This is a genomic window from Specibacter sp. NPDC078709, assembly GCF_040686795.1.
Classification (GTDB): domain Bacteria; phylum Actinomycetota; class Actinomycetes; order Actinomycetales; family Micrococcaceae; genus Specibacter.
In genome coordinates, this window is sequence record NZ_JBFBLU010000012.1 from 1 (window position 1) to 20,783 (window position 20,783).

General features: G+C 61.3%; 25 protein-coding genes, 1 pseudogene and 1 riboswitch. Of the genes and pseudogenes, 19 read left to right on the forward strand and 7 right to left on the reverse strand.

The features are described from left to right. The 11 genes and pseudogenes from AB0P14_RS16600 to AB0P14_RS16650 form a co-directional block, all read left to right on the forward strand. Window positions 1-210: pseudogene (locus AB0P14_RS16600) on the forward strand (lipoyl synthase); the annotation flags it as partial. Window positions 211-212: 2 nt separating this feature from the next. Beyond that, window positions 213-1,076 (forward strand): methylenetetrahydrofolate reductase, encoded by an 864-nt coding sequence (locus AB0P14_RS16605; RefSeq protein WP_363844799.1) that lies wholly within the window; start codon window positions 213-215, stop codon window positions 1,074-1,076. A 79-nt stretch (window positions 1,077-1,155) separates the two neighbouring features. Beyond that, a complete protein-coding gene (gene umuD / locus AB0P14_RS16610; protein ID WP_363844802.1) occupies window positions 1,156-1,575 on the forward strand; it encodes a translesion error-prone DNA polymerase V autoproteolytic subunit in 420 nt (139 codons plus the stop codon). Window positions 1,576-1,856: 281 nt separating this feature from the next. Then, complete coding sequence (locus AB0P14_RS16615; RefSeq protein ID WP_363844805.1) at window positions 1,857-2,534, forward strand: hypothetical protein; 678 nt, start codon at window positions 1,857-1,859, stop codon at window positions 2,532-2,534. A gap of 365 nt (window positions 2,535-2,899) precedes the next feature. Then, window positions 2,900-3,757, forward strand: coding sequence for a hypothetical protein (locus tag AB0P14_RS16620; RefSeq protein ID WP_363844808.1), 858 nt, complete (start codon window positions 2,900-2,902; stop codon window positions 3,755-3,757). Between the two features lie 56 nt (window positions 3,758-3,813). Beyond that, window positions 3,814-4,458 carry a DUF4166 domain-containing protein gene (locus AB0P14_RS16625; protein WP_363844811.1) on the forward strand — a complete coding sequence of 215 codons (645 nt, stop codon included), beginning with the start codon at window positions 3,814-3,816 and terminating at the stop codon, window positions 4,456-4,458. Window positions 4,459-4,476: 18 nt separating this feature from the next. Next, window positions 4,477-5,754: a Y-family DNA polymerase gene (locus AB0P14_RS16630; RefSeq protein ID WP_363844814.1), complete on the forward strand. Its 1,278-nt coding sequence runs from the start codon at window positions 4,477-4,479 to the stop codon at window positions 5,752-5,754. Window positions 5,755-5,811: 57 nt separating this feature from the next. Beyond that, window positions 5,812-6,276 carry a DUF2809 domain-containing protein gene (locus AB0P14_RS16635; protein ID WP_363844817.1) on the forward strand — a complete coding sequence of 155 codons (465 nt, stop codon included), beginning with the start codon at window positions 5,812-5,814 and terminating at the stop codon, window positions 6,274-6,276. A 39-nt stretch (window positions 6,277-6,315) separates the two neighbouring features. Then, window positions 6,316-7,425: an FAD-dependent oxidoreductase gene (locus tag AB0P14_RS16640; RefSeq protein WP_363844820.1), complete on the forward strand. Its 1,110-nt coding sequence runs from the start codon at window positions 6,316-6,318 to the stop codon at window positions 7,423-7,425. Window positions 7,426-7,509: 84 nt separating this feature from the next. Then, window positions 7,510-8,499 (forward strand): LLM class flavin-dependent oxidoreductase, encoded by a 990-nt coding sequence (locus AB0P14_RS16645; protein WP_363844823.1) that lies wholly within the window; start codon window positions 7,510-7,512, stop codon window positions 8,497-8,499. Between the two features lie 9 nt (window positions 8,500-8,508). Beyond that, a complete protein-coding gene (locus tag AB0P14_RS16650; RefSeq protein WP_363844826.1) occupies window positions 8,509-8,868 on the forward strand; it encodes a VOC family protein in 360 nt (119 codons plus the stop codon). Here AB0P14_RS16650 and AB0P14_RS16655 read toward each other — a convergent pair. Continuing rightward, entirely contained in the window at window positions 8,865-10,340 is a 1,476-nt protein-coding gene (locus AB0P14_RS16655; RefSeq protein ID WP_363844828.1) for an FUSC family protein, read from the reverse strand. The genes AB0P14_RS16650 and AB0P14_RS16655 overlap by 4 nt on opposite strands. Before the next feature lie 73 nt (window positions 10,341-10,413). Here AB0P14_RS16655 and AB0P14_RS16660 point away from each other — a divergent pair, with 73 nt between their 5' ends. Beyond that, window positions 10,414-10,914, forward strand: a complete 501-nt coding sequence (locus tag AB0P14_RS16660; protein ID WP_363844831.1) for a MarR family transcriptional regulator — start codon at window positions 10,414-10,416, stop codon at window positions 10,912-10,914. Here AB0P14_RS16660 and AB0P14_RS16665 read toward each other — a convergent pair. Further along, entirely contained in the window at window positions 10,911-11,852 is a 942-nt protein-coding gene (locus AB0P14_RS16665; RefSeq protein WP_363844834.1) for an NAD-dependent epimerase/dehydratase family protein, read from the reverse strand. The genes AB0P14_RS16660 and AB0P14_RS16665 overlap by 4 nt on opposite strands. A 129-nt stretch (window positions 11,853-11,981) precedes the next feature. Between AB0P14_RS16665 and AB0P14_RS16670 the strand changes: the two genes are divergently transcribed. Continuing rightward, the gene (locus AB0P14_RS16670) at window positions 11,982-12,674 is read left to right on the forward strand and encodes a WHG domain-containing protein (RefSeq protein ID WP_363844837.1); all 693 of its coding nucleotides are present in this window, start codon (window positions 11,982-11,984) and stop codon (window positions 12,672-12,674) included. A gap of 27 nt (window positions 12,675-12,701) precedes the next feature. Here the strand turns inward: AB0P14_RS16670 and AB0P14_RS16675 are convergent, their stop codons facing one another. Both AB0P14_RS16675 and thiE read right to left on the reverse strand, forming a co-directional pair. Beyond that, window positions 12,702-13,208 (reverse strand): PaaI family thioesterase, encoded by a 507-nt coding sequence (locus AB0P14_RS16675; RefSeq protein WP_363844840.1) that lies wholly within the window; start codon window positions 13,206-13,208, stop codon window positions 12,702-12,704. Window positions 13,209-13,304: 96 nt separating this feature from the next. Continuing rightward, window positions 13,305-13,985, reverse strand: a complete 681-nt coding sequence (gene thiE / locus AB0P14_RS16680; protein ID WP_363844843.1) for a thiamine phosphate synthase — start codon at window positions 13,983-13,985, stop codon at window positions 13,305-13,307. Between the two features lie 13 nt (window positions 13,986-13,998). Beyond that, window positions 13,999-14,129, forward strand: a riboswitch (TPP riboswitch). On the opposite strand from thiE, the gene thiO reads away from it, so the two are divergent. The 4 genes from thiO (at window position 14,122) to AB0P14_RS16700 (ending at window position 16,852) form a co-directional block, all read left to right on the forward strand. Further along, window positions 14,122-15,354: a glycine oxidase ThiO gene (gene thiO / locus AB0P14_RS16685; RefSeq protein ID WP_363844846.1), complete on the forward strand. Its 1,233-nt coding sequence runs from the start codon at window positions 14,122-14,124 to the stop codon at window positions 15,352-15,354. (Overlaps the previous riboswitch by 8 nt.) Window positions 15,355-15,363: 9 nt before the next feature. Further along, window positions 15,364-15,603, forward strand: coding sequence for a sulfur carrier protein ThiS (gene thiS, locus AB0P14_RS16690; protein WP_363844849.1), 240 nt, complete (start codon window positions 15,364-15,366; stop codon window positions 15,601-15,603). Window positions 15,604-15,665: 62 nt separating this feature from the next. Next, a complete protein-coding gene (locus AB0P14_RS16695) occupies window positions 15,666-16,466 on the forward strand; it encodes a thiazole synthase (RefSeq protein ID WP_363844852.1) in 801 nt (266 codons plus the stop codon). A gap of 50 nt (window positions 16,467-16,516) precedes the next feature. Next, window positions 16,517-16,852, forward strand: coding sequence for a 4a-hydroxytetrahydrobiopterin dehydratase (locus AB0P14_RS16700; protein WP_363844855.1), 336 nt, complete (start codon window positions 16,517-16,519; stop codon window positions 16,850-16,852). Window positions 16,853-16,934: 82 nt separating this feature from the next. Here AB0P14_RS16700 and AB0P14_RS16705 read toward each other — a convergent pair whose 3' ends face one another. The 3 genes from AB0P14_RS16705 to AB0P14_RS16715 all read right to left on the reverse strand — a co-directional run bounded on the left by AB0P14_RS16705 (window position 16,935) and on the right by AB0P14_RS16715 (window position 18,217). Next, window positions 16,935-17,240, reverse strand: coding sequence for a hypothetical protein (locus AB0P14_RS16705; protein WP_363844858.1), 306 nt, complete (start codon window positions 17,238-17,240; stop codon window positions 16,935-16,937). A gap of 48 nt (window positions 17,241-17,288) precedes the next feature. Continuing rightward, on the reverse strand, window positions 17,289-17,513 hold the full coding sequence (locus AB0P14_RS16710) for a DUF3107 domain-containing protein (RefSeq protein ID WP_363844861.1): 225 nt from the start codon (window positions 17,511-17,513) through the stop codon (window positions 17,289-17,291). A 65-nt stretch (window positions 17,514-17,578) separates the two neighbouring features. Continuing rightward, window positions 17,579-18,217 (reverse strand): TetR/AcrR family transcriptional regulator, encoded by a 639-nt coding sequence (locus tag AB0P14_RS16715; RefSeq protein ID WP_363844864.1) that lies wholly within the window; start codon window positions 18,215-18,217, stop codon window positions 17,579-17,581. Window positions 18,218-18,325: 108 nt separating this feature from the next. On the opposite strand from AB0P14_RS16715, the gene moeB reads away from it, so the two are divergent. Both moeB and AB0P14_RS16725 read left to right on the forward strand, forming a co-directional pair. Continuing rightward, window positions 18,326-19,525 (forward strand): molybdopterin-synthase adenylyltransferase MoeB, encoded by a 1,200-nt coding sequence (gene moeB / locus AB0P14_RS16720; RefSeq protein ID WP_363844867.1) that lies wholly within the window; start codon window positions 18,326-18,328, stop codon window positions 19,523-19,525. A 55-nt stretch (window positions 19,526-19,580) separates the two neighbouring features. Continuing rightward, on the forward strand, window positions 19,581-20,567 hold the full coding sequence (locus tag AB0P14_RS16725) for an SDR family NAD(P)-dependent oxidoreductase (protein WP_363844870.1): 987 nt from the start codon (window positions 19,581-19,583) through the stop codon (window positions 20,565-20,567). The last annotated feature ends 216 nt before the right edge of the window (window positions 20,568-20,783 follow it).

Here is a 20,783-nt window from a genome sequence, read left to right on the forward strand (position 1 = left end):
GAACTCTCCCAAGAAGCAGAGGAGATCGGCTTCCTGGGTGTCATGTCCGGACCGTTGGTGCGTTCTTCGTACCGTGCCGGTCGTCTCTGGGCCACTGCCATGCGCAAGAAGGGCTTGGACATTCCCGAACACCTCGCCCACATCGCTGAAGGTATCGAAGATTCCGGCCACACCCGCCAAGAAGCCGCCTCCCTGCTAGCCGCAGGCTAATCATGCCGCTGGGGTCGATGCCGGGGGAGTGGGAGCCGGAAGCAGGTGCGCCGGAAGCAGGTGCGCAAGATTCAAGTGCGCCGACAGCAGCGGCCCTCCCGACGCGCGTTGAAATTATCCCCACGGCGGGGATTGTGGATGCAGTGCTCACGCAGCTGTCAGTCAGCACTACGGTCACTGTGACCTGCCTTCCGCACCACGGTCTTGAACGCACCATGGCTGCGGCGCTGGAGCTCGCTGATCACGGCTACAACGTGGTCCCGCACCTTGCTGCGCGGTCCGTTGAATCACGCCAGCAACTCGCGGCCATGGTCCGTTCATGTGTTGCGGGCGGGATCACCGAGATCTTCGCCGTTGGCGGCGATAAGCAGTCAGCAGCTGGGCCCTACGGTTCGAGTGCCAGCGTCATGAAGGACTTGGCCGAGCTGAGCGGCGGTTTACTGTCCATGGGTGTTGGCGGGTATCCGGAAGGGCACCCCGCCATCACCGACGCGCAGTTGCTTGACGATCTGCGAGCCAAGGCGGCTCTGGCTGATTACCTAGTGACGCAGATGTGCTTTTCACCGGACGTGATTGCCGCCTATCTCGCCACGCTCTGGGAAGAAGGCATCGATCTGCCGGTCTGGGTAGGCGTTGCCGGGGCAGTGCCGCGCACTAAGTTAATCTCGCTTGCCACCAGGATTGGTGTTGGCAGTTCGCTGCGCTTCATCAGTGGCAAGGGTTCCCTGGGGCTGCGGCTACTTGGCGGCAGTCGCTACAGCCCGGATGCTCTCGTTGCCGGGATGGCTGCGCTGCCGGCGCCTCCGGCCGGCATTCACTTCTACAGCTTCAACAGTCTCGACAGCCTGGTCCCAACGTCCGCCTGATCGTTCTTGCCTAGAGGCCTGGATAAGAGACTCCGATGCTAAGCTGGTACTTCGAATCTTTGTACTAGGCGGTGGTGGTGTGTTTGGTGTGGATCCGGCAGCTCGCACGCCGCCCCCTGGTGAAGCAACTGGCTTCGCATCGCCTGCCCGCGACTATTTTGATGGCGGCATTGACCTCAACCGTCATCTGATCAGGGACCGCACCAGCACCTTCATCATGCGCGTGTCCGGGGAGTCCATGGCCGGGGCAGGTATAGCCGACGGCGATGAAATCATTGTGGACCGGGCCCTCACCCCGCGCGATGGCTCAGTGGTGGTGGCCGTCGTCGACGGTGAATTGTTGATCCGCCGCCTCATCATGCACGACGGCGTGACCTCCCTGATCTCTCACCCCACCGAGTTGCCGTCCCCGAGTCTGCGTGCGGACTCAGAAGCCGACATCTTGACGGGTGAAGCAGCCGTCTGGGGCGTTGTTACTAGGTGCCTGCACTATGTGTAAGCGCTGCTTTTGCGGAAAATCCTGATGCGGCGGTAGATTCTTGGCCCCAACCAGAAACAGTGGAAGCCTACGACGCGCTCATGGACGATCCGGCTACCTAAATGAGTATTGCTCAGGTGCGTGCGCGACTCTCGGCAAAGTATTCCAAACAACCGTGACTCGCACGTTTTGCTGAACGCCACCCGGGACGCAGGAGTAAGTCCTCATGTCACGGCGCTATGGGCCGTTGACGGATGGCTATGATTGGGCCAAATGACGTAGCCAATTCGCGGGGGACTATCTTGGGGTATTTTCGAGGGACAGTGGATAAGGGCAAGAAACCGGTGGAAGGAATTCCCGTCCCGCCGTTTGCCAGGCCACAACAAAAGCGAGACTTCGTCTCCGCGCTGCAAATGTTCGTGGCCCACCTAAACGAGGGCGAGCAGCAAGGATTAAGCCAGTACGCCATGAACGCGGCACTGGAGGCCGAGAGCTACGCCATGAAGGTGACGGACAAGGAAGAATTTGACCCCTACCCGTCAAGAACAGTGTTTGCCGTAGCCTGCGCAGTTCGGTTTCCAGCTCCTTGGACGCCGGAAGGAATTGCTGCCTTGCTCAAGGAGTATGGACGCAGGGGCCACCGGCTCGAAGAATTCCACACCGTTAGTGCTGGCACTATTGAGTTTGGCATTGATCCGGTGACGGTATGCCAGCGGCACGGCGACAACGGGTGGACTGTGACCAGCAACGAGCGAGGCCACGTCCGAATGGCGGCCCGTCCTGCGGACGACTTTGCCATGGTGATGTATCTCATGGACCAAGGGACCGGGCATCCCGGGCCGTACCATGGCCAGTACAACGAGCGGATAGGGACGGAACTTCGTCAGCCGGCACAGGCTGTGGTGGGCGAGTGGGGAAAGTTCGTGAAAAACTCGGCATCGATCAACAACTGGCTCAGGGAGTGGCCCCGCCCAAGCTGAAAGGGCTGCGCCGCCGTCGTCCCACTGGGTGTGTCTGCCGTTGCAGGGTGCCCAATTCTCCTCGAGGGGATGTCAGCATGGCGGGTTAGGACGTAAACATCCACTTCCACCATGAGGCCGACAACATCAGTTTTACCGTGAAAGTTAGGCAGCCTGGATTCGCGGACGCGCTGGACCCCGAGCCCCGGCTGCTGGAGCTCTTCGATCGTCTGGTAGAGCAGAAGGTGCTGCCGCCGTTCGGGGATCGCTGACGCACTGCAGGGGAGGGGTGCTGGACGGGAGCCGCAGTTTTTGCCGTGCTCGCCGTGCACTCTCTGGCACTCTTCGGCGCCTCCACTGTCAGTGCCCCAGCCTAAGATGATGAGATGGGGAAAAGACGCGGACTAACAGAATCGGCAAAGCGCACACCCATCTATGTGGAGATCCATATCCGAGCCACGATGGAAAGGGTGTGGGAACTGAGCCAGAACCCGGAGCTGCACCCACGGTGGGATCTACGGTTCTCCCGAATCATCCCTGTGGACCATGATGCCAACGGCCAGCTCCGTTTTCGTTACGAGTTCCTCCTTCCCTTGCACGCCATTAAAGGAACCGGAACCTCGCTGGGTCACCGGCACCGGTCCGACGGGCAAGCCACCTCCGTGTTGAAGTTCGATACAGCTGATGTGCTCTCGCCCATCGGTGCCGGGGCAGGCTATTGGCGGTACCTCCCGACAGCTGAGGGCCTGAGGTTTATCACTGGGTACAACTACCAGCCAGGCATGGGCTTGCTCGGGCAGGCCTTGGATGCTCGGTTCATACGGCCCGCTTTGGGATGGGCCACTGCCATAAGCTTTGACCGGCTGAGATTGTGGGCGGAATCGGACTTGGAACCTCAGGATTCCCGCAACCGGTGGTTCATGGATGCCGGCGCCAGGGTGGCAGGCCTGGTGGGTGCAGCTGCGCTGCTTCGCCGAGCCCATCACCCGCGAACCTCGGCAGGATCAGCTCTCGGCATGACAGTGCTGGGTGTGAGTGCGGCGTTGGCATCGTGGGCACTTCCTGCCCATGGCTCGGTGCCCCGGGCAGGGCGATGTTCGCGTACGGCCCCCAATGCTCGTTCAGCACGCGCCCCGTCCGCGCTCGCGGATCTAGAATCACCAGGACAACACCACTCCGAAGACGAAGCGACAGTCAGCAAAACGGCAGCCGGCAACATCACAGCACCAGTAGGGAAGAACTAGACGTGGCCTCAATTTTTGAAACGGCGTTGGGGGAAGACTTTCAACGACTGCATCCCATGCTGCAGAAACGCTTCGGTGTTGATGTGGAATCCGGATACGCCTGCGTCGGTGAAGGGGTATTCTCCGAGGTTCGTCGTGGTGCGTGGTGGACGGTACCGTTTCTGCGGTTTGGTGCGTTTCGCAATATTCTGTTCCCCGATCACGGAAACAACATTCCCTTCACCATCGAAAACTACCCCTACATTGACGGCTTTGGCCGCCCCACTGTCACGTTCATCAGGACTCTGGATGCGCCAGGGGCCCTCAAAGGCCGCACTAAGAAGCGCCGCTTTGATGCCACCATGGTGTACAGCGAAGCGCGTGGTGCCGTGGTGGACTACCTCGGCACCCATCAGCATCTGGCCACGGATCTGGTTCTGGAGGTGTTAGCTGATGGCTCACTGCACCTACAGACCACAGGGCAACGGTTCTACGAAGGCCCTGTGGCGTTCAGCTTTCCCAGCATCGGCACCGGCACAGCGGACCTCTATGAAAGCTATGACGAAGACCGGGATATCTTCACCATCCAAATGCAGGTGCGGAACACCGTCTTTGGATTCCTCTTCGGCTACAGGGGCGAATTCAGCTGCACCTATCCACTGGTGGAGAACAACAACATTCCCCTGCACCTCAAACCGGTCAGGGAAGAAATTCGTGAATAGCGGCAGGGGAGATGCACCGTGAGCAACGCACGCATTGCGCTGGTAGATGTCAACAACTTCTATGTCTCTTGCGAGCGGGTCTTTGACCCAACGCTGGAAGGGCGTCCCGTCGTCGTGCTTTCCAATAATGACGGGTGTGTGGTGGCACGATCGGCTGAAGCCAAGGCGCTGGGTATTGCGACAGGGGCACCCTGGTTTCAGATACAGTCCCAAGCCAAGGCGTGGGGGCTGGTGGCGCGCTCCAGCAACTATGAGCTCTATGGTGATTTGAGCGCCCGGGTCATGGAAGTGGTGGGCCGATTCGGCACGTGGCAGGAGGTGTACTCCATCGATGAATCCTTTGTGGGATTGGTGGGGGATTCGGCCCAATTGCAGCTGGCCGGACGGGATATTCGGGCCGCGGTGATGCGCAATGTGGGTGTTCCTGTCTGTGTCGGCGTTGCTACGACAAAGACGCTGGCGAAGTTCGCCAACCGGATCGCCAAGCAAAACCCGGCACTGGGTGGGGTGTGTGCGCTGGAGGCGATGCCGGCGGGGCATGTCGAGAGCATCCAATCGAAGGTTCCCGCTTCAGGGTTGTGGGGTGTTGGCGGTAAGACAGCAGCCCGGCTGAAGATGATGGGCATTGAAACCATCGCCGATCTCAAGGCCGCCGATCCTGCCCTGATTCGTAAGAAGTTCTCCGTGGTGCTGCAACGAACGGTCATGGAACTCAATGGCACAGAGTGCATGCCGCACACGGAAGAGCGGGTGAACAAGCAGCAAATCATGTTCTCGCGCAGCTTCTCCGAACCCGTCACCACGGTGGCGGGCATGGAAGAAGTCATGGGCATCTACGCTCAGCGCGGCGCCTCCCGGCTGCACGAAGAAGGCCTGCGGGCATCCCTGATGACAATCTCCGCCGGCACCAGCCGTTTCACCGCGGGGGAGGGTAGCTTCCCGGCAGCGACCATCCGTTTTGCGACGCCCACTCAGGACCCCATTGTGCTGGTCCGGGCCGCCGTAGCTGCTATCAGGGAAGCTGCCGTTCCCGGTGCTTCGTATCTGCGGGCCGGGGTCATGTTCAGCGGGCTCGAACCGGCGTCAGGCGCAGGGATGCTGGATATCTTCGGGACAGAGGCGAAGCCGCCAGAAGTGGGCGGGGTCCTCGGGGAGGTGCGCAGCAAATTCGGCAACATGGCAATCGGGATAGGTATTGGCGGGCTCGCCCAGGCTCCGCAGTGGTCCATGAAGCGTGAGCACTCCTCGCCGCGCTACACCACCGAATGGAAAGAGCTGCCGGTGGTGCGGGCATAGGCCGGCTCACTGGTGATCCACGGACCGCTGAGCTGGCCCGCCACTAGACTCAAGCCCATGACACTCGTGAAAACCACCAAGTCCCGGCGCCTGGCGCTGTCCTTCGCCGCAACCGATGTCATCATTCTTGGTTTGGTGATCCATTTCTTCGTCCCGGGCGATGTTGCCAGTCTCATCGCCGACGCCCTCTACACCGTGATGGTCTACCTGGTACTGGCAGTGATCTTGCCCCGCGCCAAGAGAGCATGGCTGGCGCTCGCCGCCTTCGCCATCAGCGCCCTCATCGAGCTCGCCCAGCTGACGGGCGTGCCCGAACAACTCGCGGTGAGCTTCCCGCCGTCGCGCTTGGTCTTTGGCACCACCTTTTCCGCCCTGGACCTGGTGGCCTACGCCGTAGGTGCCGTGGCGGTGTACTACGCGGACACCATCATTTCTGCACGCCTGTCCGCGCGCTCTTCTGCCAGCGATTCTGCTAGCGATTCTGCGAGCGGCGCCCAGTGGCGTCCAACACAGCCGGAATAGCCTTCCGCCACCACCCGTTGGAGCTCATAGGAGGCAAGAATGCTCGACGTGGTGGTTATTGGTGCTGGTCAGGCCGGACTTTCGGCTGCGTATTATCTGGCTCGGCACGGGCTGGTTCCCGAGACGGACTTTGTGGTTCTCGATGCGAATCCGGCCCCCGGTGGTGCGTGGCTTCACCGCTGGCCCTCGCTCACCCTGGGCGCAGCTCACGCCGTGCACGATCTTCCGGGCATGAAACTGCCTCGCTCAGACCCTGACGAGCCTGCCGCCGCGGTGGTCTCGCGCTACTACGAAAGCTACGAGAAGGCCTTTGGCTTACCTGTGCACCGGCCCGTAAAAGTCCTGGCGGTACGCACCTTGGTTGCGGACTCCGCCATGCTCTTTCCCGAGGATGACGCCGGCCTCCCCGCCGACATTGCCGGCCCGCCTCTGGTCGTTGAAACGAACCGCGGATCCTACGAAACCCGCCTGGTGATCAACGCCACCGGAACCTGGGATAAGCCCTATTGGCCATACTATCCGGGCAAAGATGTCTTTGCCGGACGGCAGCTGCACACCCACGATTTCCGCTCAGTGACCGAGCTCGCCGGGCAGCGCGTTGTGGTGGTTGGCGGAGGAACATCGGCCGTTCAGTTTCTGCTGCAACTCTCTGAATCGGGCGTAGAAACTGCGTGGACTACCCGGCGCCCGCCGGAATTCGCCAGCAGGGAGTTCGACCCCAACTGGGGCCGCGACGTTGAGCGTCAAGTCAATGAGCGCACGGCCGCAGGACTGCCGCCCCTGAGCGTTGTGGGCGTGACCGGACTTCCTTTAACACAGCAGTATCAAAACGGGATTGCCGCTGGCACCCTGGTTTCACGGGGCCCGTTGCAACGATTGACGGCGTCGGGAGCTCTTTTTGAAGACGGCACCACCTTTGATGCAGATGTGGTTCTGTGGGCCACCGGCTTCCGGGCTGCCCTTGACCATTTGGCGCCGCTGAAACTACGCGAACCCGGCGGTGGCATCGTCATGGATGGCGTGAAGGTGGCCCGCGAGCCACGCCTGCTCATGGTGGGCTACGGCGCCTCAGCTTCCACGCTCGGTGCCAGTCGGGCCGGCCGCGCTGCAGCATTGGCCGCCCTTGACCGATTGAGCGTTTCCGTTTAGCGATGCCGCTAGAACCGGGGAATGGAAATATCCACACGTACTTGACAGTTGGCGCAAGTAAGACTCCTTTGAAAGGCACTACCCATGACACTTCCCCTATCCATCCTTGACCTGGCCCACGTTGGCGATGACGGCATTGCCGAAAGCTTCCGTGCATCCGTTGATCTGGCGCAGAAAGCCGAGGGGTGGGGGTACAAGCGGATCTGGTTCGCCGAGCACCACAACATGCCCTCCATCGCGTCCTCGGCAACGAGCGTGTTGATCGCGCACGTGGCAGCCAACACGAAGTCCATCCGGCTCGGGGCCGGTGGCATCATGTTGCCCAACCACTCACCGTTGCAGATCGCGGAACAGTTCGGCACGCTCGAGACCTTGCATCCCGGCCGCATCGATTTGGGCTTGGGCCGCGCTCCCGGCAGCGACCAAAACACCATGCGTGCCCTGCGCCGTGACCCGATGGCTGCAGACACTTTCCCCTCCGATGTACAGGAGTTGCAGGCCTATTTTGCTGGCCAAACACGCATTTCCGGTGTCAACGCCTACCCTGGCAAGGACACCAATGTGCCGCTGTACATTCTCGGCTCCTCGTTGTTTGGAGCTCGACTGGCAGCGGCCTTGGGATTGCCGTACTCCTTCGCGTCGCACTTTGCCCCGCAGGCGCTGGAGGACGCAGTACGTATTTACCGCCGCGAATTCAAGCCCTCCGAGGTCCTGGCCGAACCGTATGTGATTGCCGGCGTCAACGCCATTGTGGCCGACACCCAAGAAGAAGCAGACAAGCTGGCTCTGACCGCCCGCCGCAATCGTGTGGTGTCTCTGGTGGGCCGCGGACAGACGTTTACGGACGCTGAAATGGACCTCTTGCTGGATTCGCCAGCGGGCCAGCAGGTCAACACGATGTTCAGCTACGCCGCGATCGGAACACCGGCCGTTGCGCGTGAATACTTGGAAAAGTTTGCCGTGAAGGCCGACGCCGACGAGCTCATCGTAGCCACGCAGGTCACCGACCGTACCGCCTGGATCCGCAGCTATGAATTGCTCGCAGGGGTTATGGAACTGACGCCTTCGGTGTAGCGTGCTGGCATGGCTATTGCACGCTTCCCCAACGTTGTCCTTGATTGCCCGGAACCATCCCAGTTGGCGACCTTTTATGGCGCGCTACTGGGGTGGGAGACTTCGGGGGAGGGCGACTGGCTCATGATCAAACCCGCCGACGGCAGCAATTGCATTTCCTTCCAGCAGGCCAGCGGATATCAGCCCCCGGAATGGCCCGGTCAGGACAAACCCCAGCAGCTACATCTGGATTTTGATGTTGACGATCTCGACGCCGGTGAGGCCGAAGCGCTAAGTCTCGGCGCCACCAAGGCCGAGTTTCAGCCCGGGACCACCTTCAGGGTTTTCTTGGACCCGGCCGGCCACCCCTTTTGTCTCTGTTCTTCCTAAGACTGCTTGGAACTGGTCGTGCCGGCGGGGATGTGCTGGCGGTCGGAATGGGAGATGCTGACGGCCGCCACGATGGTGCCGATCACCACGCCCACCAGAGTGTCAGCCACGCGGCTCAACGCGGCGTCCGGGCCTAGATTTGTTCCCAGCCCGGTCATGATCAGCGCCATGGGGGTCACCGCGATGGTGGTCAACGTGTAGTTTTTGAGCACCAGGAGTTCTGCCAATACCTGGAAAATAACCACAAGAACCACGGAGGGCCAGAAGCCCAAGGCCAGCGACAAAATCCCTACGGCCACGATGGCGCCGAGCACATTACCCACTAAACGTTGGATACTGCGCTGCACAGTGGTGGCGTAGCTCAAACCCTGGAGAGCAGCGATGGCGCCCATGGTGGCCCACAGGGGATGTTCCAGACCAAGCCCGACGGCGGCCCAACCGGAGAGTGCCGCGGCTGCGGCCATTCGCAGGGCCTGATGGATGCTGGCCCTGGCCGTTAGCTCGGCCTTGGCTGCTTCCACGAAGCCCTTGGGTACCAGGTGTCGGGTGGAATCCACGGACGGCACTGCGGGAGTCATTGGTGCTGAGACTGTGGGGATGCCGTGGATCTTACGAAGCTCGGATTCGTGCTGGGCCAAGCGGCCAAAGGCTTCCGAGTAGGAGCCATCGCTTGAGGACTCAAAGAGGGCCAGCGCAGCCTCAGCTTCATCAAGCAGGAGGTGCAGTTGATCCGCATTCTGATGGAGCCTGACCGAACGCGAAGTGGACGTGTGCACCGTCCCGACACTCACGGTCACCGATTCCCGGGCCGAGCGCAAGCTGGCCTTGGCAGCGGTACGGAGGGGGCCGGCGTCGTCCGCTTCTAGGCGGAGAATGTTGGCGATGGCCCGTGCAACAGCCAGCCGCGAGGGAGCCAGGGGAACCCAGAGAACCGGTGCCATGGCCGCGAGCCAACCAACCACGACGCCGATGATGATGGCGACGATGGGCCAGAGCATGGCGGCGTAGCTGTGCGTATAGCCCGAACCGGCTCCAGCCGCGAACACCAGAATGACGGCGCCGGGACCGGAGATGCGGAACGCCAAGAAGATATGTCCGGCCAGTCCTGCGAGTACGGACAGGACCACAATTTGGATCATCATGGGCACGGCCGCAGCGCCGAGGAAGGTGCCAATGACCATGGCGATGACCATGCCAGCACCCACGATTGCCATCATGCGTCCTAGCCTGCGATAGGGCTGATAGCGGCCAAACGCACTGGTCAGGGCCCCGAGAGCGGCCATGCCGGCAAGTTGCGGCTGACCCAGTAGACCGCCTGCGATGAGAACAACGGTGGCCGCGATTCCAACTTTGATGGCCGTGGTGAAGATGGCATCGGCCGGGCGCACAATAAAGGCATCGCGCCAGGTGGAGCGAGCGAGAGGATGAGCCAAAGCGGTGCCGGTGTGGCGGAATCGGGGGGATGTGGTCATTTGACTATTCTACAATCTATTTTACTAGTAAAATAGATGCTAAACATGTGAGTGTTGTCTCTAGACTGGAAGTATGAGCGCAGAAGCGATGGATTTTGTTGATCGGGCACGGCAGGGGTGGGAGATATCGCGCCCGGACCTGGACGTTTCCAGTATCGAAGTCATGGGACGCATCGGGAGAATCGGGGCCTTGGCCTCGCACCATGCGGGCCGAGCTCTGCAGTCTGCGGAAATTACCCGGGCAGAATTCGATGTCCTTTGCACACTGGCTCGCGGCGAGGGCCCGCTGCGTGCAAGTGAAGTCACCGCTGCCACCATGCTCAGCGGCGCCTCCACCACAAAGAATGCCGAACGGCTCGTCAAGCGCGGACTCATTGAGCGTCTGCCATGGGAACGCGATGGTCGGGTGGTCCTGATGCGGCTCACGGCTAAGGGTGAGGAGCTCATTGACAGGGAATTTCCGCGCTTCTTGGAGACTGACGCTGCCATGTTGGCAGGGCTTACGGCCAACGAGCGGACGCAATTGGCGGCGCTGCTGCGCAAGGTTGCCCTGACCGTTGAAGCCCTGACTTAGCTCTGGTTCCGCCACCATTGGATGGTTGCTTGGGCGGCTATATCTAGCGGTGTGGGGGCGAGGTTCAGAAGTTCCTCACTTGCCGTTGAATCCATGATGAACGGTCGCTGGAATTGGTAGAGCAGTTCCGCCAGTTCACGCATTGGCGGAGAAACTATCCCAGCGGCCTTGATGGTCCAGTTGGGTATGGCACCAACGGCCGGAGTCGGTGCGCCAGCGGCCTCGGCAAATGCGTCAGCAAGCTCGCGCTGGGTCAGTGCTGGCAGAGTAGGTGCGTGCAGAACCCTGTCCCATGCCTCCGGGGTATCGGCGGCCCGAATCATGGCTGCAGCTAAATCTGGAACGTAGGTGAATGAGTGCGGGGTATCTGTGCTGCCCAGAACGTGGATGCGTTTTCCGGCTAGAACGAGTGGCACCATTCGGTCGCCAGCATGGGCGTTATGCACGTGCGGCCCAAAGAAATCCGAGGCCACTACGCTCACCATTCGGGTGTGCGAGGCTGCGCGGGCGGCCAGAAGCGTTGTCCGCACGCCGCGCTTTCCGTGCGTGGCAAGCCGAGGACTATGTTCGGCCATGACGTTCTCCGGGGAACTGTAGGAGTAGAGGCTTTCCGGGAAAACCACGACGGCGCCCACCTCGGCCGCCGCCTCCAGTACCGTGCGTTCGGCGCGAGGCAGCTCTTCGCGCCAGGCTTTTGCGCTGTATTTTGAGCCGTGAATGCAATGAAAGACTGCATTGGCTCCTTTTGTGGCAGACCTCAACTGTGCAGGGTGACTGACGTCTAGGCGCAGTCTTTCAATGAGGGGATGGATCGGACCTGAGCCGGAGCGGGTCAGGAGACGGACGCGGTGTCCGGCCTCGGCAAGTTGTGTTGCAACGGTGGTGCCAACAGGGCCTGCGCCTGTAACGACTTTGATGGATTCCATGGCTGTAGTCATTTCTTGAGTCTGCTGAAAGGTGGAATAAGAGCACTGCTCTCAGTTCAAGAATGGTGACTCGCCTGAATTAAGTCAAGAGCAGTGCTCGCTTAAGTTGACGGTGGTCTCGAAGGTGGTGAGACTGGAACCATGAAACCGACACCCCGAGAACGCGCACGGCAGCAAACCATGGTGGAGATTATTGAGATTGGTCGGGCGCATTTGGAAATCCATGGGGCTGCGGGGCTGTCTTTGCGGGCCGTAGCGCGCGATCTTGGCGTGGTGTCTTCCGCCATCTACCGATACGTCAAGAACCGGGATGAACTGCTGACACTGCTAGTGGTGGACGGCTATAACGCACTCGGCGACGCCGTAGATGCGGCGCTCAAGGATGTGCCAGCCGGTGATTTTCGGGCCCAGTTCCGCACTACTGGGCGGGCCGTGCGGGAATGGGCAGTAGCTGAGCCAGCCCACTATGGATTACTTTTTGGCTCACCGGTCCATGGCTATGACGCACCAGCGGAACAAACCACTATGCCGGGAACGCGGGTGGTGACTCGGCTGGTTTTGATTCTGAACGAGGCCTATATAGCCGGTGAGCTCACCGCCCCAGAGCGTGTACTTGATCCGCGCCTGCGCGCAGACTTAGCAACGATCCGCCAAGAAATGGGGGTGGCCATGGACGATTCCGTCCTGGCCGCCGGGGTCCTAGCATGGTCATCACTCTTCGGGGCCGTCAACTTTGAGGTTTTCGGCCAATATGGTGCGGCGACCTTCAGCGTTCCAGCCGAACTCTTTGAGTCTCATCTGGATGGGCTCGAAGCGATGGTTGGTCTGCGCTAGATTAGGGTGCTAGATTCCTGCGTTAGGTCAGGGTGCCATGACTAGGCACGTGCTCGAGGCGGTGGCCAGGACACGGCCCTCGCTGTCGCGAATATCGGCCTCGGCAAATGCTGCCCGGCTACCTGGCTTGGTGATCCAGCCATGAACGGTGACCCGCCCGGTGTCCCTAGTGATGCCGCGAAGCATGGAAACCTTCAATTCCAGTGTGGTGTAGCCAACCCCGGCTGGCAGTGTCGACTGGACGGCGCAGCCACACGCCGAATCAAGCAGCGTGGCAGCAAATCCGCCATGAATCGAGCCAATGGGGTTGTAGTGCGAGGCATCCGGAGTGGCCGCCAGCAACACATCACCAACGCTGGCGGTGAGAAATTCGATGCCGAAATGACTGGCGATCGGTGGTGCCGGGAAGCGTCCGTCAATGATCGCCTGGAGCTGCTCGACACCCGGGAGACCAAAAACATCGGCCAGGTAGGGAGCAGGGTCCTCGTAGTTCAGGGTCTTGCTCTGGTGCGGAAACTCGGATCGCTGTGTCATTGCTGGCCGCCTGAAATAGAGAAATGCTTTGCTCTGGAGCATAGTGTGCCAGCCGCTGCCGCTACGAATGTTACCGACGAGTAGCCGTCACGTAGATTACCCTAGCGCAGGCAAACGGGAGAGCAGCTCCTGGGCGGCCGACGTCGGATCCTGAGCCTCGGTAATGGCCCGCACCACCACAATCCGGGACGCGCCGGCAGCCACCACCTGATCGACGTTGGACAGATCCACCCCACCTATCGCGAACCACGGCTTGGAGGTCCCCAGCGAGGCGGCATGCTCCAGCAGGGAAAGGCCCACGGCGGCCCGGCCCGGCTTGGTGGGGGTGGCCCAGAGCGGCCCCACGCAGAAGTAGTCGGCGTTGGGATCGGTTGCAGCGGCAGAAACCTGAGCGAGGTCATGGCTGGAGAGACCCATTGAGACCGCCGGGCCCACCAGCGAACGCGCCGCCGGCAACGGCAAATCCTTCTGGCCAATGTGGAACACGGGCGCGCCGCTCAAGGAAGCAATATCGGCGCGGTCATTCACGGCCCAAACCTTGCCAAATTCCTGCGCAACCGACTTCAAAACTTCCAGTAATTCCAGCTCCTGCGCCGCCTCGATGGACTTGTCGCGAAGCTGGATGATGTCCACTCCACCGGCATAGGAAGCCCGCAAAAAATCGGCAAAATCACCCTGTTCGATGCGCGCGTCCGTGCACAAATAGAGCCGGGCACTTTGTAACGAAGGGGTAGGAAAAGTGGTGGTGGCAGCGGGGATGGCAGAAGTTTGGCTCATATCTCATAGACTAATGCAGTACCGCGGGAGCCAGTGAAGCTGGCTGAGAGGGCGCCGACTGCGCCGACCGAATGACGCCCCCTGCAAGGGCGCAAGAACCTGATCCGGATCATGCCGGCGTAGGGAAGGAAGAACTGTGAGCGCTGTTGCGCCCGAAATTTTGACCACCGAGGTGGCCGTCATTGGCGGCGGCATCATTGGCCTCGGCATCGCATGGGAAGCCCAACGAGCCGGCCATACTGTCACTGTCATTGACCCCGCTCCTGCCACAGGGGCCACCTTTGCTGCGGCCGGAATGCTGGCCCCGGTGAGCGAGTTGCACTACCAAGAAGACGCCTTGCTGCAGCTGACACTGGCATCGGCGGCGCGCTGGCCGGAGTTCGTAGGCTCCCTCCCTGACGGGTTGCCCACCGGATTCAACACCTCCCCGACCTTGGTGCTGGGAGGCGATCCTGCAGATCGCCAAGCACTGTCCGATTTACGCGATGTCCAACTGCTCCATGGCTTGGACGTGTCGCAGCTAAGTATTCGCGAAGCGCGGGCACTGGAGCCGATGATTGGCCCGCAGATTTCTTGTGCCTACAAGGTGGAGGCAGATCATCAAGTTGATCCGCGAGCCATGGCGGCGGCACTGCGGGCGGCGCTGGTGGCGTCTGCCCGTGTGCGCGGCACCTCGGCGGCGAGCTTCATTGAACAATCCGCCACCTCGCTGTTGCACGAGGATCCCAACGACACTCACTCACGGGTGACCGGCGTGCTGCTGGCCGATGGTCGTGAGGTCCACGCACGGGAAGTGATTGTGGCGAATGCGCTGGGAACGCCGGCATTGGCTGGCCTGCCGGACGGGCTGAACTTACCCATCCGTCCTGTGTACGGCGACATCCTTCGACTCCGCGTTCCGGAACAGCTTCGCCCGCTCACCACGGCCACCATTCGTGGCATGGTGCGTGGACTGCCGGTCTATATTGTGCCGCGCGAGGATGGCACAGTGGTGATTGGAGCCACCAGCCGCGAGGATCACAACGCTGGGGTCAGCGCCGGGGGAGTGCATCAACTCTTGCGCGATGCCCAAGTGCTGCTGCCCGCCGTCGCGGAACTGGAACTCCTTGAATGCACGGCCCGGGCCCGCCCGGGTACCCCCGACAACGCGCCGCTGCTGGGCCGGGTTGCCGGAGCTGACGGTAAGGACATTCCAGGGCTCATCATCGCTACCGGGTTCTTCCGTCACGGCGTCCTCCTCACCGCCATCGCCGCGAACATTGTGCGCCAATTGCTGGGCAACATCACGGATCTGGCGTGGGAAGACTTCCGCCCAGACCGCTTTTCACCCACGCTTCACCCGGCACACACTGCCGGCCACACCACCTAGGAGCAAGCCATGAACACGATCAACCTCAACGGTGCCACCGAGTCTCACCCGGACGGAACCACCGTGGCCCATCTTGTGACAGCCATGACAGGACGGGAACTGCTGCCCACCGGTCAAGCGGCCGACGGCGGTCGGCTCGGTGTTGCTGTTGCCCGCAACCAGGAGATTGTGCCCCGTAGCCAATGGGCCGCCACCGCCGTGGAGCACCACGACGAGTTCGAAATCGTCGCCGCAGTCCAAGGTGGTTGAGATGCCTTCACGCGCTACGCCATCTTTGAAATCCAGCCTGAACCAGACTGAAAGTGAACGCCATGACTGAAATCCTGACCCGCAATGATGCCTTGGTGATCGACGGGGTGGCTCTGAACTCCCGCCTCATCATGGGCACCGGCGGCGCCCCCAGCCTGAGTGGTCTGGGCGCTGCCCTGGTCGCTTCCGGCACCGAACTGACCACCGTGGCGATGCGCCGCTACTCGGTAGATGAGTCAGCAGGCGGCGGCACCAACTTGTTCAAGCTGCTGCTGGAAAACAACATTCGCGTCCTGCCCAACACCGCTGGCTGTTTCACGGCCCGCGAGGCCGTCATGACGGCCGAGCTGGCACGCGAGGCACTTGAGACGGACTGGGTGAAGCTGGAGGTGGTGGCCGATGAACACACTCTTTTGCCCGATGCCCTGGAACTGGCCGAAGCCACCGAGCAGCTGGTCAACCGCGGCTTCAAGGTTTTCGCCTACACCAACGACGATCCCGTCCTGGCGCTGCGCCTGGAACAGCTCGGTGCGGTTGCCGTCATGCCGTTAGGAGCCCCCATTGGAACCGGCCTGGGCATCCTCAATCCGCACAACATTGAGCTCATCGTTTCCCGAGCCGGAGTGCCCGTAGTACTCGACGCCGGCATCGGCACAGCCTCCGACGCGGCCCTAGCGATGGAGCTGGGTTGCGACGCCGTCTTGTTGGCCACTGCGGTCACCCGTGCGCAGAATCCTTTAGTCATGGCTGAGGCCTTTAAACACGCGGTCATCGGTGGCAGACTGGCATCACAGGGTGGCCGCATTCCTAAGCGGGCACACGCTTTGGCCTCTTCGGTGATGGCTGGCCGCCCCGACTTATAAGACCCTGGTATGGGGGCCAAGGCGCGTGGAATCGCTGAAAGGATACGCTGATGGCTGCCCCTGATGATGTGCTGACTTGGGCCCGGATCCATACAGAATTGGAATCGCTGCCCCAGTGGCGTTACAGCGGTGACCTGCGCACGGTACTGAAATGTCCGACGTCGGCCGTGGCCTTGGAACTCTTCGCCACCATTGGGGAACTCGCCCAAGAAGCGAACCACCACCCAGATGTGGATTGGCGCTATGACACCTTGTTCATCGCCACCAGTTCACATGATGCTGGTGGGCAAATTACCGCCCGTGACATCGCCTTGGCGCGCGCCATCTCGAACGCGGCGGCGGAAGCAGGGGCCGTGGCCAGACCGGAACTGATCGCCAGGGCCTGATGATGGGTTCGCTACACTGTGACGTTTTCGCCTTGGATCAAACCAAGGCGAAAACGTCACAGTGGTGCGAAAACCGAAACAGTTAGTGCATTTGCAGGATCTGAGTGCTGCGCTGTACTTGGTGGGCATGGCGGGAACGGCCCACAAACGCGGCGGTGGCCCAAGCAACGGCGCCGCCCACCACCATGGATGCGATCCACGGAATCCATGCAGTGGCGCTGTCATTGTTCAGGCCCAGTGCCATGGTGAGGATCCAGACCAGCAATGAGGCGGCCACGGCAGCACCTGCAGGAAGTACCGCGCCAAAGGTGGAACGATGCTTGCTTACAGCCCAAGCGATAGCGCCAAAAGCGCCGGCTGTGAGGGCAATAATGACCAGGGCAACCATGAATATTTCCGTCTCTATGAGTCTGAATCTAGAACTTGGAAGTCTCGCTTAGAGGGCGCCGAAACCTACGCCACGAGCCTTCTCGCCACCGAGTTCAACGTAACCTAGCGCGTTGCCGGGAACAATGATCACACGGCCCTTTTCGTCTTTCAGACGCAGCTCGGTGCCCTTGGCCAGTGCCTCGGAGACCTGATTGGCGACGTCGTCCGCGCTCTGCTCGGATTCAAGGATGATTTCACGGTTGATGTTCTGGATGCCGATCTTAATTTCCACAGCTGTCTCCTTGATGCACACGTACTAATAGAAAAGATATAACAACCACTCTAGGGGCAGTCGCTTCAGGATTCCTTGGGGAAGCGGCTAATTCCGCGCCAAGCTAAACGGTAGACCAGATCACTGGCCACATCGAGGTCAAGGTCGCTGCTTGCCTCCAGCCAGTAACGGGCGCTGACCTGGGCCATTCCGGCCAATGCGCGGCCCAGCAAGGTGGCCTCAACGGGCGGTAGTTTGGTGTCCTCGGCGATGACGGCGCCGATCGCGTCAGCGTAGTTGGCGTTGAACTTCTCTAGGCGTGCGGCCACCTCTGGGTCATTGACCAGATCGGATTCGAAGACCAGCCGGTGGGCCTGGTCGTCGTTGGCCATGAATTCAAAGTAAGCCTTGATGGCGGCCTGCACGCGCAAGTCATTGTCAGTGGTGGAATTCAGGGCGGCCAGCAGCATGGTGGTCAGCGCCTCGAGGTGGCTGTCCAGTAGTGCTAGGTACAGCTCCCGCTTGCTGGGGAAGTGCTGGTAGAGCACGGGCTTGCTGACCTTGGCGGTCTCGGCAATCTCATCCATGGCGGCCCCGTGGTAGCCGTGGTTCACAAACACCTCGAGTGCCGAGGCGAGCAATTGGGCACGGCGTTCATCACGCGGCATGCGGCTCGGTTGCGTGCGCGGCGTGGGGCGTTCCTTCGCGGCTGGGTCCAAAGTCATGGCGGTTGCCTCTTTCTCCGTGCCCCGAGGGTGATGCATAGGGCGGTTTGTGTCATTCTACCGGCCGGTAGTGACGCGGACTGCGCAAGCCGGACTAGATTTGTAGCTATGGTTTCCTTGATCCAGCCCCTTTCCACCACCAAGCCTGCAACTTTGCCGCCGCTCGTTGAGCCCGGCCCGCCCCTGGCCCCCGAGGAACTGGAGCGGTATTCGCGCCACGCGCTGATCCCGGAAATTGGTTTGGAGGGCCAGCGCCGGCTGCGCAACGCCCGCGTGCTCGTCATCGGCGCCGGCGGTTTGGGTTCCCCGGCGTTACTGTATTTGGCTGCGGCCGGTGTGGGTACCCTGGGTATCATCGATGACGATTCCGTGGAGCTCAGCAACCTGCAGCGCCAGGTGATCCACGGCGTGCACGACATCGGCCGCACCAAGCTCGAATCCGCGCGCGATTCCATCTTGGAACTGAACCCGGGGATCAACGTGGTCCTGCACCAGATTCGGTTGGATTCCGCCAACGCGCTCGCGCTGTTCGAGGACTACGACATCATCCTTGACGGGGCCGACAACTTCGCCACCCGCTACCTCGTCAACGACGCCGCAGCCATTCTGGGCAAGCCGTATGTGTGGGGTTCCATCCTGCGCTTCGACGGCCAAGTGAGCGTCTTTTGGGACAAATTCGGCCCCAATTATCGCGATCTCTACCCCGAACCGCCGGCGCCCGGCACCGTCCCCTCGTGTGCTGAGGGGGGCGTTTTCGGCATGCTGTGCGCCTCGATCGGGGCCATGATGGTCACCGAAGCTGTCAAGCTCATCACCGGGATTGGCCAATCACTGCTGGGCCGGCTCCTGATTTTCGATGCGCTCAGCTCCCGGTGGCGTGAAATTCGCATCTCCAAGGACCCCGCAGCGCCGCCCATCACCGAGCTCATCGACTATGAGATTTTCTGCGGTCTGCTCCCTGCCCAGAAGGACGACGCCGATCTCATCTCTGTGGATCAGCTCGCCTCACGTTTGACTCGCCGGGAAGCCGGCGCGGACAACTTTGTACTGGTGGACGTGCGCGAACCGGTGGAATTCGAAATCTCCCGGATACCCGGATCGGTACTGATTCCCTTGGCCGGAATCCGCGACGGGTCCGCGCTGGGAGGCCTGCCGCAAGGAGTTCCCATCATTCTGCATTGCAAGGCGGGAACCCGCTCGGCCCAAGCTTTGGCGAGTCTGCGCGCAGCCGGTTTTGCCGACGTCGTGCATCTAGAAGGGGGCATTGACGCTTGGGCTGCTAGCGACAAACGCGGTGCACAGGAGTAAATTGCGCACAAGGGCCCCTTTTAGCGCGGGCCGGCACGCAAAGAAGAGGCGCATCATGAGTCGAGTCGATTTTCAGCCCACCCCGCAGCAGCCCATTGGTTCGGGATTTGGCCACGATAGTACGGCAGGTGCTGTGGTTGGGGGCCTGAATCTTGCCGGGTGCGCGGCGATTGTGACAGGCGGCTACTCGGGGTTGGGCTTGGAAACCGTGCGTGCACTCGCCGGTGCCGGGGTGGAGGTTAGTGTTCCCGCACGCCGCCCTGATCACGCCCGAGGAGTACTTGCCGCGGCAGATCTGGGCGGTGTGGCCGTGTTTGAGATGGATCTTGGCTCGCAGGAGAGCGTGAAACGGTTCGCTGCGCAGTATCTTGGCTCGGGGCGGCGCCTGGATATTTTGATCAATAACGCCGCGATCATGGCGTGTCCGGAGACGCGGGTGGGGCCTGGCTGGGAGGCGCAGTTCGCCACCAACCACCTGGGTCATTTCACGCTGGTTAATGAGTTGTGGCCGGTACTTTCCGTAGATGGTGCGCGTGTGGTGGCGCTATCCTCCACGGGCCACAAACGTTCCGGCATCCACTTTGACGATCCCCAATTCACCCAGGGGTACGACAAATGGGAAGCCTACGGTCAGGCAAAAACTGCCAACAGTCTCTTTGCCGTTGAACTGGATGCGCTCGGGGCCGAACACGGAGTACGTGCCTTTGCCGTCAACCCGGGCGGCATCATGACCGGTCTACAGCGGCACCTGACACAGGAGGAAATGGTGGCAGCCGGCTGGATGGATGCCGAGGGCACGCTGCGTGAGGGATTCAAAAACGCCGAGCAGGGTGCCGCCACCTCTGTCTGGGCTGCGACCTCACCTTTGCTTGATGGCCACGGCGGGGTCTACTGCGAAGACTGTGACATTGCCGCACCCACTGACCCCGCCTCGGAGCTGGCCCGTATTTCCGGTGTCGACGCCCACGCCATTGACCCCGAGGGTGCCCGGCGTCTCTGGGAACTGTCGGCAGAACTGACCGGCGTCAACGCGTTCGGCTAGTTCGGATAGTGGATATCCGCTTAGCTCCGGTAGGCAATCAGCGGCGCCGCCAGGACGTCCGCGCGCCTCGAGTGTGCAGTTCTCGATCGGGGAATCCAGCCCGAGAAAATCATCAGGAAGCTGCCGGTCTTGAATCGTGGGACAAGACGATTCCCGCGTAGCCAGCCAGCCAGCTGTCGTGAGCAAGCTCAGGTTCGCTGAGGTATTTGCGGACTG